The organism is Marinobacter sp. UBA3607, assembly GCF_002375525.1.
Taxonomy (GTDB): domain Bacteria; phylum Pseudomonadota; class Gammaproteobacteria; order Pseudomonadales; family Oleiphilaceae; genus Marinobacter; species Marinobacter vinifirmus.
Window position 1 is genome coordinate 72,198 of sequence record NZ_DFLY01000032.1, and the last position, 12,669, is coordinate 84,866.

The 12,669-nt window shown below is 60.4% G+C and carries 8 protein-coding genes; 7 read left to right on the forward strand and 1 reads right to left on the reverse strand.

The window, feature by feature from the left end:
- Positions 1-110: 110 nt before the first annotated feature.
- Together hrpA and B2589_RS11985 are read left to right on the forward strand one after the other, a co-directional pair.
- Positions 111-4,043, forward strand: coding sequence for an ATP-dependent RNA helicase HrpA (gene hrpA, locus B2589_RS11980; protein WP_286816724.1), 3,933 nt, complete (start codon positions 111-113; stop codon positions 4,041-4,043).
- Between the two features lie 117 nt (positions 4,044-4,160).
- The gene (locus tag B2589_RS11985; RefSeq protein ID WP_286816725.1) at positions 4,161-5,282 is read left to right on the forward strand and encodes a beta-ketoacyl-ACP synthase III; all 1,122 of its coding nucleotides are present in this window, start codon (positions 4,161-4,163) and stop codon (positions 5,280-5,282) included.
- A 6-nt stretch (positions 5,283-5,288) separates the two neighbouring features.
- Here B2589_RS11985 and B2589_RS11990 read toward each other — a convergent pair whose 3' ends face one another.
- Complete coding sequence (locus B2589_RS11990; RefSeq protein WP_286816726.1) at positions 5,289-5,696, reverse strand: acyl-CoA thioesterase; 408 nt, start codon at positions 5,694-5,696, stop codon at positions 5,289-5,291.
- Positions 5,697-5,786: 90 nt separating this feature from the next.
- On the opposite strand from B2589_RS11990, the gene B2589_RS11995 reads away from it, so the two are divergent.
- Genes B2589_RS11995 through dinG form a run of 5 tightly spaced genes read left to right on the forward strand, consistent with a single transcriptional unit; the run spans position 5,787 to position 12,666 of the window.
- The gene (locus B2589_RS11995; RefSeq protein WP_022989023.1) at positions 5,787-6,566 is read left to right on the forward strand and encodes an MlaA family lipoprotein; all 780 of its coding nucleotides are present in this window, start codon (positions 5,787-5,789) and stop codon (positions 6,564-6,566) included.
- Positions 6,567-6,589: 23 nt separating this feature from the next.
- Entirely contained in the window at positions 6,590-8,074 is a 1,485-nt protein-coding gene (locus B2589_RS12000) for a DUF3336 domain-containing protein (protein WP_286816727.1), read from the forward strand.
- A gap of 6 nt (positions 8,075-8,080) precedes the next feature.
- Positions 8,081-9,769: an ExeA family protein gene (locus B2589_RS12005; RefSeq protein ID WP_286816728.1), complete on the forward strand. Its 1,689-nt coding sequence runs from the start codon at positions 8,081-8,083 to the stop codon at positions 9,767-9,769.
- 3 nt (positions 9,770-9,772) lie between these two features.
- Positions 9,773-10,480 carry a general secretion pathway protein GspB gene (locus tag B2589_RS12010; protein WP_286816729.1) on the forward strand — a complete coding sequence of 236 codons (708 nt, stop codon included), beginning with the start codon at positions 9,773-9,775 and terminating at the stop codon, positions 10,478-10,480.
- Positions 10,480-12,666 (forward strand): ATP-dependent DNA helicase DinG, encoded by a 2,187-nt coding sequence (gene dinG, locus B2589_RS12015; protein WP_286816730.1) that lies wholly within the window; start codon positions 10,480-10,482, stop codon positions 12,664-12,666. Before B2589_RS12010 ends, dinG begins: the two co-directional genes overlap by 1 nt.
- Positions 12,667-12,669 lie beyond the last annotated feature (3 nt).

Below are 12,669 nucleotides of genomic sequence, written 5' to 3' on the forward strand. Positions count from 1 at the left end.
CCCAGAGACCCTGCTTCGGCGGGGTCTTTGTGTTTCTGCAGGGGCGATTTCCCGTTAGACTGTGGCGCCTGAACAGATCCAGCCCCCAGCAAGAGCCCGTAAACCGAGCAATGACAGAACCGACCCGTAGTAACGCACCCGATACCACCACCGCTGACCCGCAAGCAGCCGTGAAGGCCTTTATGAGCCAGCTGGACGCCTGTAACCAGCAGGAAGCGGCGCGCATTATTCGTCAGGTCAGCCGGAGCAAGGGCAAGCCCGGGCAGAAGGATCTGGAGAAAATGGCACGTTGGCTGGACCAGGGGCTGGAGAAGGTGCAGAAGCGACAAGTCCTGCACAAGCCTGCCAGTTTTCCGGACAGCCTGCCGGTCAGTGCCCGGGTAGAGGACATCAGCCGGGCCATCGAGCAAAACCAGGTGGTCATCATCGCCGGCGAAACCGGCTCCGGTAAAACCACCCAGATTCCGAAAATCTGCCTGAACCTGGGCCGGGGCATCCGCGGGCTGGTGGGCCATACCCAGCCCCGGCGGATTGCCGCACGCAGTGTGTCGGCCCGGATTGCGGAGGAGCTGGGCGAGCAGGTGGGCCAGCAGGTGGGTTACCAGGTGCGTTTCACCGATAACACCTCCGAGTCGTCCCGGATCAAGGTGATGACAGACGGTATCCTGCTGGCGGAAATCCAGCACGACCGCTTTCTGGACAAGTACGACACCCTGATTATCGATGAAGCCCACGAGCGCAGCCTGAATATCGACTTCCTGCTGGGCTACCTGCGCCAGTTGCTGCCCAAGCGGCCGGACCTGAAGATCATCATCACCTCCGCCACCATTGAGGTAGAGCGCTTCAGCGAGTTCTTTGACAAGGCTCCGGTGATTGAGGTCAGCGGCCGTACCTATCCGGTGGATGTTCGCTACCGCCCGCTGGCGGGAGATGAAGACGACCGGGATCAGGGCTGGACCGATGGGGTGCTCTCGGCACTGGAAGAAATCGAACAGCACGAGCGCTCGGAAAAACAGCCCCCGGGGGATGTACTTGTGTTCCTGCCCGGCGAACGGGAAATCCGTGCCCTGAGCAAGGTGCTGCGCCATGCCGAGCTGCGGCACACCGAAGTGCTGCCGCTGTATTCCCGGCTCAGTAACCAGGAACAGAACCGCGTTTTCCAGGCCCACAAGGGCCGGCGCATTGTGCTCTCTACCAACGTGGCGGAAACCTCCCTGACGGTGCCTGGCATCCGCTATGTGATCGACACTGGTGTTGCCCGCATCAGCCGTTACAGTGTGCGCTCAAAGATCCAGCGCCTGCCTATCGAGCCCATCTCCCAGGCCAGTGCCAACCAGCGGGCAGGGCGCTGTGGCCGGGTGGCACCGGGTATCTGTTTTCGCCTGTACGATGAAACCGATTTTCTGAATCGCCCGGAGTTCACCGATCCGGAGATTCTGCGCACCAACCTGGCCTCGGTTATCCTGCAAATGGCCACCTCCGGGCTGGGCGAGATTCGCCATTTCCCGTTCCTGGAAGCACCCGATCGCCGGCAGGTGAACGATGGCTACAAACTGCTGGAAGAGCTGAGCGCGGTTGACGACAAGCGCCGTGTCACCAAACTCGGCCGTACCATGGCCCGCCTGCCGCTGGACCCGCGCCTGGCCCGGATGCTGGTCACCGCGGCAGACCACGGCAGCCTGGCAGAGGTGCTGATCGTGATTGCCGGCCTCAGCATCCAGGACCCGAGAGAGCGGCCCCAGGACAAGCAACAGGCGGCAGACCAGGCGCACGCCCCGTTCAACGACAAGGAATCCGACTTTGCCACTTTGCTGAACATCTGGAACTGGTTCGAGGGACAGCGCCAGGAGTTGTCCCAGAACCAGCTCAAAAAGCTGTGCCAGAAGACCTTCCTGAGCTGGATGCGCATGCGTGAGTGGCGCGATATCCATCGCCAGCTGACCCTGATTTGCCGCGAACAAAAGCTCAGCATGAACCGGGACTCCGCCAACTACGACCGGATCCACAAGGCTATCCTGGCCGGGTTGCTGGGCCAGATTGCCGTGAAAGTCGAAAAGCGGGAATACCTGGCCACCCGAAACCGCAAGGTGATGATCTTTCCCGGCTCGAAAGTGGCCAAGTCCGGCCCCAAGTGGATCGTGGCGGCAGAAATTGTCGAAACCAGCAAGGTGTTCGCCCGCATGGTGGCGGGCATACAGCCGGAGTGGGTGGAGCCGCTGGCCGGGCATATTGTGAAGCATCATTATTTCGAGCCGCACTGGGAACAGAAGCGGGCCCAGGTCATGGGCTATGAAAAGGTCACCCTCTACGGCCTGGATGTGGTGCCCAAACGCCGCATTCCCTACGCCAAGGTCGACCCGGAAGAATGCCGTAACCTGTTTATCCGGCGGGCGCTGGTGGAGGGCGATTATCAGTCCAAAGCCCCCTTTATCGCCCGCAACCGGGAAATGCTCGACACCGTCGAAAACCTGGAGAAGAAAACCCGTCGCCGCGACCTGCTGGTCGACGACGAAGTGCTGGTGGCCTTCTACGACGAGCGCCTGCCTTCGGAAATCGTCAGTGGCCGGCATTTTGAGAGCTGGTGGAAAGGCCTGTCGGCAGAAGAACTGAAAAAGCTGGAACTGACCGAAGCTGATGTGCTGCAACGCCCGCTGGACCAGGGCGCGGCGGAGCAGTATCCCGACTATCTGGAGTGGGAAGGGGTGAAATACCCCCTGAGCTATGAATTCGAACCCACCAGCGAGCGTGACGGGGTGACCCTGAAAGTGCCGCTGATGGCCCTGAAGCAGATTCCCTCCCGCCGGTTGGAGTGGCTGGTGCCGGGTCTTTTACGAGAGAAATGCATCGCACTGGTTAAAGGCTTGCCCAAATCCCTGCGCCGGAACTTCGTGCCGGTGCCGGATTTTGTCGATGCCGCGCTCGCCAACATGCAGCCGGGTAACGAGCCGCTGGCCCTGAAGCTGGGCGAGCAGCTGCGCCGGATGACCGGTGTGCAGATTGACCCCCAGGCCTGGCCGGAAGACGAATTACCCAGACACCTGCGGATGAACCTTCGGGTAACCGGCAACAAGGATAAAACCATTGCCGAAAGCCGGGACACCGACGAGCTGCAGGCGAAGCTTGAGGGCAGGGCAACCGAAGCGCTGGCGTCGGTTACCAGCGAAAACACTGGCGAACACAAGGTAAAGGAATACCCGGACTGGCAGTTCGGCCGTCTGCCGGAGCAGGTCCAGACCGAAAAGGGCGGCATGCAGGTAACCGTGTACCCGGCCTTGGAAGACCTGGGCAAACAGGTTCGGGAAATCCGCTGCCTGGACCGGCTGACCGCCGGGGATACTACCCGCCGTGGTATCGCCCGCCTGATCATCAACCGTTTCGGAAACACCCTGTCAGACCTGGAGCGCAAGCTGCCCCGGTTCAAGCAGTCGGCACTGATGTTTGCCCCGGTCGGGCAGGCAAAGGCACTGCTGGATGACCTGTTGTTGTCTGCGGTGATGCAGCACTTCCTGGCCGGGGACCTGCCCAGGGATGAAAACGCCTTCAACCGGGTTTACGAGCAGCACCGGGGCGATTTCATTCCAGCCCTGGAAACGGCTGATGAGCGACTGTTCCAGGCCATGAGCGGCTACCAGAAGGTGGCAAAGCAACTCAAAGGCAAGATCAACCTGGCCCTCGCCAACAGCATGGCAGACCTGAAATTCCAGTTGCAGCACCTGGTGTATCCCGGTTTCCTGGTGGCTACGCCGGCAACGTGGCTGGATCGATTCGGGGTGTATTTCGAAGCGGCTTTGATACGGCTGGAGAAAATGCCCCGGGAAATGGGTCGGGAGCGGGAGTTTCTGCACACTATCGAGCCGCTCTGGGCCCGTTATGCCACCAGGCAGGAACAGCAGAAACGCCAGGGCGTTCGTGACCCGGAACTGGAACTGTACCGGTGGATGCTGGAAGAGTACCGGGTCTCCTTCTTCGCCCAGCAACTGGGCACCGCCATGACGGTATCGGTCAAGCGGCTGGATAAACAGTGGGAAAACACCCGGATATAAATTGCACCAGCCTGGTGCCCGTGGATGATAGTCCAGCGGGCAAATCCGACGGACTGTGTTAGTATTTCTGACAGTTAATTGTCAAAAACTGTTTTATAACCATGACGTGGGGTTATTGTGATTAAAGCCGTCATCAGCGGAACCGGCCTGTTTACGCCGCCCGCCATCATCGAGAACGACGAACTGGTCGAAGCCTTCAACCAGTATGTAGAGCTGTACAACAATGAGCATGCGGAAGAGATAGCCCGCGGCGAGCTGACAGCCCTGCAACCCTCGTCATCTGCTTTTATCGAAAAGGCGTCTGGCATCAAGCGCCGGCACGTGATCGACCGGGAAGGGATCCTGGACCCGAAGCGGATGAAACCGTACATTCCCGAGCGCAGCAACGATGAGCCATCGGTGCAGTGCGACATGGCAGTTGCAGCCTGTAAAGAAGCCCTTGAGCAGGCAGGTAAAACCGCCGCCGATGTAGACGCGGTGATTGTGGCTTGCTCCAACATGCAGCGCGCCTATCCCGCCGTGGCTATTGAGGTGCAGGAAGCCCTGGGTATTAACGGCTTCGCCTACGATATGAACGTAGCCTGCAGTTCCGCCACCTTCGGTTTGCAGGCGGCGGTGAACTCGGTGGAGAACGGTGCTGCCCGTGCGGTTCTGGTGGTGAGCCCGGAAATCTGCTCCGGCCACCTGAACTTCCGTGACCGCGACAGCCACTTTATCTTCGGTGACGCCTGCACCGCCATCCTGGTGGAGCGTGAAGAGAACACCCAGCCGGGGCAGGGTTTCGAGATTCTGGGCACCAAGCTCAAGACCCAGTTTTCCAATAACATCCGCAACAACTTCGGATTCCTGAACCGGGCCGATGACAGCGGTGTGGGCAAGCCGGACAAGCTGTTTATCCAGCAGGGCCGGAAAGTCTTCAAGGAAGTGTCACCGCTGGTGGCTTCCACCATCCAGGATCACCTGGCTTCCCTGAATCTGGAACCGGACAACCTGGACCGCATGTGGCTGCACCAGGCCAACCTGAACATGAACCAGTTGATTGCCCGCAAAGTTCTTGGCCGGGATGCCACCGAGCAGGAAGCACCGGTGATTCTGGACGAATACGCCAACACCAGTTCAGCCGGCTCCATCATTGCCTTCCACAAGCACAAGGATGACCTGAAAGCCGGCGACCTGGGAGTGATCTGCTCCTTCGGTGCCGGCTATTCCATCGGCAGCGTGGTGGTTCGCCACCGCTAATCCGGTTTACCTCGCTGCCAGGGCCTTCAGGGTGTCTGGCAGCGGGGTGGATTTGCGGGTTGTCCGGTCTACCCAAACGATCTTTGCATAGCCTTCCGCGTATACATCGCCGGTGTCGGCATCTTTCAGCAGATGGTAGGTGTCGAGGCTGGTCGTTCCCGCTTTGTCTGCATAGGTTTCAACAACCACGCTGGCAGGGTGCGTCAGTTCCTTCAGAAAGGTGGCGCTGGTCTTTATAATGACCGGTCCGGTCGGGTCTTCTGTTTTACCCAGACCCAGTTCCGCCAGCCAGACAATGCGGGCTTCCTCGTAAAAACGGAAGTAAACTGTATTATTGGCGTGGCCGTATGCATCCATATCGCCCCAGCGCAGGGCCATGGACATTGAGCTGACGGGATTACCCGGTACAGACATCTGAGTTTCCTCCGGAACAGTGACACAAGAATAATAAAACGCCGGTATTGTCGACGAACTGAAACAGGTTAAACAACCCGAGAGTGCAAAATGAGAGAGTTTGATATCCGGCGTTGGGCGCCCGGCGTGCTGCTGTTTATGGCACTGGCCCTTGGTGCAACAACCGTGCAGGCCCAGAATCTGCAAGAGCCGCCCATGGAAGGCGAGGCGATGCCTGCCAATACCGACGACCCCTACGAGAACTGGAACCGCAAGGTCTACGCCTTCAACGATGCCATCGACCGCTGGTTCCTGCGCCCGGTAGCCAGTGGTTACCGGACCGTGACCCCGGACATCGTAGACCGCGGGGTAACCAATTTCTTCAACAACCTCACCGAAATCCGCAACTTCACCAACAGCCTGTTTCAGCTGAAAGGGGAGTCGGCCGTGGTGGCCTTTGGCCGGTTTACCTTCAATACCGTGTTCGGCCTGGGCGGTATCTTTGATGTAGCCACGGCGTGGGATCTGCCCGAGCGGCCGGAAGATTTCGGCCAGACCCTCGGCCACTGGGGCGTAGGTTCCGGCCCTTACCTGATGCTTCCGCTGCTGGGCCCGTCCACGCCACGGCATTTTAGCGGCCTGGCCTCGGACAGTTTTATGCTGCCGTCAGCCTGGGATGCGGTCGACAGCCCGGAATGGTATTACCTGCGCACCCTGCAGATTGTTGATAAGCGGGCAGATCTGATTCCAGCAGAAAGCTTTATTTCCGGGGACCAGTACACGTTTGTGCGCAATGCCTTCCTGCAGCGTCGTGAATTCCTGATTAACGATGGTAAGATCACGGAAGATCCCTTCGCGGACGACGACGATTTCATGCTCGAGGATTTCTGAGCAGTAAAGCCGGGAGGCAACAGGTGATCAAGGACCCCAGAATTTCCCGTTTTCGCAAAGCCCTGGCCGGCGCCACGACCTATGAACAGTGGATGGAAGCCGGGCTGGAGCTGGATTTTCTGGAAGGTAATGCCGAGTGGAAGGAAGAGTTTGTTTCTGACCTTTACCACTACGAGCTGATCTACGATCGCCTGAGCAACCTCAAACAGTATCGCCAGCAGAACGACTTCGAGCGCCTCAAGCGGGCGCTGCGCGAAGGGCTGCACCACGATCTGGGTAATATGGGGAACCCGGCCCTGTACACCCGTTCCCGGGTGGGCACCAAGCACCTGATCGAAGAATACATCAGCCAGGCGTGTGAAGCCCTGGATTATCTGTGCGATCACCCGGTGCCGGGCTTTCCGGTTTACGACAAGCTGCAGTTCTTCCGCGATACCCTGACCAGCTTCGGCCGGCCCACGCTGTTGCTCAGTGGTGGCGCATCGCTGGGCATGTTCCATTTCGGAGTCATCAAGGCACTGTGGGAAAAGGGGTTGCTGCCCCAGGTGATCGCCGGCTCCAGTATCGGCGCCATTATCGCGGGTATTCTCGGGGTGCACACCGATGCCGAGATACCGGAAATGCTGGTGCCGGAGAACCACAACCTCAAGGCCTGGAAATGGCGCGGGCTGATCAGCGCCATGCGCGGCGAAGGCCTGATGGACCAGCAAACCCTGCAGCAATGCCTGCGCGCGAATATTGGCGAATACACCTTCGAAGAAGCCTATCAGCGTACTGGCCGCAGCATTAACATCAGCGTGTCGCCGGTGCAGTCCAATCAGAAAGCCCGCTTACTGTGCGGTTACACCTCGCCGTACCTGATGGTGTGGAGCGCCGCCCTGGCCAGTGCGGCGGTGCCCGGGGTGTTCCCGCCGGTTACCCTGATGAAGAAAGACCTTTACGGTAATGCTCTGCCGTACATGCCCAGAATCCAGTTTGTGGACGGTTCCGTGGTCAGTGACCTGCCCATCGAGCGCCTGATGCATTTGTACGATGCCAATTTCAGCATCGTCAGCCAGACCAACCCCCATGTGGTGCCGTTCCTGGCGGAACACACAGACGAAAAACTCTCGCTGCCGCGCCTGCCAATGCATTTCCTGAAGTCGGAAGTGCAGTTCCATGGCCGTGGCGTGTTCGACTACCTGCGCAAGCGGGTTCGCCCGGAATTGCTCAGGCAGGCCTCCGGGCAACTGTATACCATCATGGCCCAGCGTTACTCCGGCGACGTAACCATTGCCCCGGAGTATTCCTTGCGGCACTATCGCGGCATGTTGTCGAACCCGAGCCCGGAGTATGTTCGCGAGATGATCCTGGCTGGCGAGCGGGCCACCTGGCCGAAGATTTCGATGATCCGGACCCATGCCCGGATTTCCAAGACCCTCGAACGTTGTGTGCGCCGCCTTAAGCAGCAGAACCGGCGGGCGGTAGAATTGAAACTGGTCAGCGGTACTGCGCCGGCCAGGTCCTGAGGAAACATGTACTACGATTTTTTTGGCTTTCGGGAACCGCCTTTCTCCATTGCGCCGGACCCCCGCTACCTGTACCTGAGTGACCGCCACAAAGAAGCCCTGGCGCACCTGATGTATGGCGTGCAGGGGCAGGGCGGTTTTATCGTGATTACCGGTGAGGTAGGAACCGGCAAAACCACGGTCTGCCGCTGTTTTATCGAGAACGCACCGGAACACGTCGACATTGCGCTGATTCTCAACCCCCGGCTCTCGGCCCGGGAGCTGCTGTCGGCTATCTGCGACGAGCTGGGCATTGCCCACGCCGCCAACGCGACCATCAAGATCCTGGTGGATGCCATCAACCAGGACCTGCTCAAGGCCCACGCCGCCGGCCGGCACAAGGTACTGATTATCGACGAGGCCCAGAACCTCTCCGCAGAAGTGCTGGAGCAGCTGCGCCTGCTGACCAACCTGGAAACCGCCGAGAAAAAGCTGTTGCAGATTGTGCTGCTGGGCCAGCCGGAGCTGCAGGACATCCTGGCCCTGCCGGAGTTGCGCCAGCTGAACCAGCGGGTAACCGCCCGTTACCACCTGGATGCCATTGACCAGGCGGAACTGCCCGCCTACCTGCAATACCGGCTGAGCGTGGCTGGCCTGCGCGGTGACCTTTTTTCTGCCGGTGCGGTCAAAAACCTGTATCGCGCCAGCGAGGGTGTACCCCGGTTGATCAACCTGATCAGCGACCGTGCATTGCTGGGCGCCTATGCCGAGGGCGAGCACCAGATAACCCGCGCCCACATCAAGCGGGCCGCGAAGGAAGTGACCGGTGGTATCCGTAACGGCAGCCGCCGGACCGGCTCCGGCGGGCCGGCCAAAAGCCAGCTGGCCCTGGTGGCAGCCAGTATTCTGCTGGCCATTATTGCCACCCTGTGGCTGCTGGACAGTCCGGATTCGGTGAACACGGCCCTGGCCGATAGCGACCCGGAAGTTCAGGCCGGTGGCACCATAGAGCGGGACGAGACTACAGATCCCGTTCCTGTAGAACAAAGCCCCGAGCCGGCCGAACCCGCTGCCACCCAGCCGGCTTCGTTTGTTCTCGACAGCCACGCCATGCCTCGCGCCGAGGCCTTTGTGGAACTGTTTGGTATCTGGGGCAACGACTACAACCCTGCCGCTTTCCCCAACGCCTGTGACCACGCCCGGAATTCAGGTTTGCGTTGCCTGGAGCGCCAGGGCAGCCGCCGCAGCCTGGAATTTATTGATCGCCCGGCCCTGTTAGTGCTCAAGCCGGAAAATGGCGAGGCCCGCTATGCGGTGCTGCGTTCACTGGATGGCGACACCGCCACCCTGGCGGTTCCGGGGGGCACCGAAACGGTTCCGTTCCGGGAACTGGAGCGCTATTGGTTCGGTGATTTCCAGGTACTCTGGCGGGTGCCGGAATTCATGACCGGTGACGGCTTCTACGGCGATGAGTCCGGCCAGGAGCTTTGGATCGGGGCCCGCATGATGGAAATCGCAGACCGGCTGGCCGGTTCCGGGCCAGAAAGTACCCGGATAAAGCGCCTGGCCATGGAGCAGCAGGTGCGCTGGTACCAGGAGCAGAAAGGTTTGACGGTAGACGGTATTCCCGGCGCCATGACCATCATTCAGATGAACAACGACCTGAAAGTGCGGGTGCCGCGCCTGGTAACAGCCCCGGCGGGAGGCAACCGGTAGGTTATGTCGTACATTCTTGATGCCCTCAGAAAATCCGAAGCGGAGCGCCGGCAAGGCAAGGCTCCGGATCTCGGTCATCAGGTACAGATGGTGTACCGGCCGAAGAAAAAGCGGGTACCCGCGGTGGTATGGATTGTGGTGCTGGCCTTGCTGGTCAATGCCGGGGTGATGGCCTATGTGTTCTGGCCGGACACCGGCCCGGCTGCCGCCGTCATTCAGTCCGAACCGGCCCCGGAACAACCGGCACCGACAGAACAGCCTGCTGCAGAAACTCCGAACGTGAAGCCCGAACCGGAACCGGTTGCAACTGTCCAACCGGAGCCAGCCCCGGCGCCGGTGGCACAAGTCCCGGATGTACCGGAAGCCCACTCCGGCACAGAAGAGCTCTGGGCAGAACCGGTGGTGATCGTGCCCAGCCAGTCAAAATCCAATCCGGGCTTGACCCAGCCCCAGCCAGAGGGCAGGGTGCCGCATCTGGTAGAATTGCCCCTGTCCTTTCAGAAGAGCGTGCCCGACTTGACCTTCAACAGCCACATCTATTCCTCGGACCCGTCCGCCAGCCGCGTGATGATCAATAATCGTTACCTGCGCACCGGCGACCGGTTCGAACAGCTCACCATTGAACGCATTACCGAAGACGGCGTGGTGCTCAGCAAGAACGGCCAGTACTTCCGTGTTGGTACCGTGAGGGACTGGGTGAGTCCGAGATAATGGCCCTGACAGAAGACGTAAAGCAGCAAATCCAGCAGGCCTACCGTGACTTGCTGGCCGGCAAGGACATCCGTGCCCGTTATGGCCAGCGCCTGATGATTGCCGAGATTGCCCGATACATGGGCGATATCACCGACAACGATGGCCAGCGCACCTCGCCGCCGGCCACCTGCGTGGTGGAGGCCGGTACCGGTACCGGTAAAACCCTGGCGTACCTGATTGCGGCCATCCCTGTGGCCAAGGCGCTGGGCAAAACCCTGGTGATTTCCACCGCCACCGTTGCCCTGCAGGACCAGATCGTCCTGAAAGACCTGCCGGACCTGCGCAAGCACAGCAAGCTGGATTTCAGCTGGACCCTGGCCAAGGGCCGTGGTCGTTACCTGTGTATGTCCCGGCTGGAATCCAGGCTGCACGACGAAGGCCATGGCGACAGCGACACCATGCCGCTGTTCCTGCTGGACCAGCCGGCAGACGATGAAGCGGCCAGCCGAATTACCTTTGAAAAAATGCTGGCCAGCTACGGCTCCCGGGAATGGGACGGCGACCGAGACCATTGGCCGGAGCAGATCCCCGATGAAATCTGGCGCCAGGTGACCACCGACCACCGCCAGTGCACCAATCGCCACTGCGCCTATTTCGACAGCTGTGCCTTTTTCGATGCCCGCAAAGACCTGGACGATGCCGATGTGGTGGTGGCCAACCATGACCTCGTATTGGCAGACCTGGCCCTGGGCGGCGGTGCGATCCTGCCGGAGCCGGAAAATGCCCTGTTTATCTTCGACGAAGCCCACCACCTGCCAGACAAGGCCCTGAACCACTTTGCCGCCTCGGTTCCCCTGAACTCCACCCGCCAGTGGCTTAAGCAATTGTCCCAGGCCCTGGTGAAAATGCAGCCCTGGTTGCCGGGTGGTTCGCAGGCAGCCAAGGCAGTGGACAAGATCAGCCTGTCTGGTCGGGATCTCGACCTTGCTCTTGCCAAGGTGTACGACGAGGTGGAGCTTAATACCGCCTGGGAATTCAACGACGAGCGCCGCAGCGCCCAGTGGCGATACCCGGATGGCGAGCTGCCGGATACCCTGGCGGAACTGGCGGCCGAAACGCGCATTGTGACCGCCGGCCTGTGCCGGCAGTTGGGCACCCTGGTTGAAGAACTGCAGAATGCCTTCGACGAACGCAAAGATCCGGAACTGGACCGGGACACCGCCGATTCCTGGTATCCCGTGATCGGTGCCTTCCACAGCCGGGCAGAAGAGCAGTTGCGCCTGTGGGCGGCCTGGTGTGAAGGGGCGACCGGTTCCGAGGCCACCACTCAAACTGAAAGCACAGACGCGGCCCCGGTTATCCGCAAAGGCCCGCCGGCGGCGCGATGGGCGGTGCGCCAGCGCTGGGATCACGCGGAAGACATTACCCTGTACAGCTCGCCGGTGCTGGCCGACAACCTGTTGTATTCACGGCTTTGGTCCCGGGCCTATGGTGCGGTGCTTACCAGTGCCACCCTGACGGCGCTGGGGAAGTTCGATCGCTTGCGGTCCCGGGCCGGTTTGCCGGAAGCCAGCCGTTACCTGGTGGTGCCCAGCTCGTTCCGTTATGGCGAAATGGCTACGGTAGAAGTGCCGGCCATGAATGCCATGCCCACCGATGACGGTTTTGGCGATGCCCTGATCAAGCGCCTGCCGGAACTCTGGGCCGGTGAAAAAGCCACCCTGGTGTTGTTTACCTCCCGCCGACAGATGCAGCAGGTGAGGGATGCCCTGGCTCCGGAATACCCGGAACTGATCCGTACCCAGGACGACATGGCCAAGAATGAAGTGCTCAAGCAGCATTGCGCCCGCATTGATGAAGGCAAGCCCAGCGTGCTGTTCGGCGTTGCCAGCTTTGCCGAAGGTATCGATTTGCCGGGCAAGTACCTGCACCACGTAGTGATTACGCGCCTGCCGTTCTCCGTGCCGGATGATCCCATCGACGCCAGCCTGGCGGAGTGGGTTACCCAGCGTGGTGGTAACCCGTTCATGGAAATTACCGTGCCGGATGCCTCGGTGAAGCTGGTTCAGGCCGTGGGCCGTTTGTTGCGTACCGAACAGGATACCGGCCGGGTGACCATCCTGGACCGGCGTATCGTCGCCCGTCGCTATGGCCAGCTGCTGCTGGATGCCCTGCCGCCGTTCCGCCGTGTAATCGAATACTGAGCC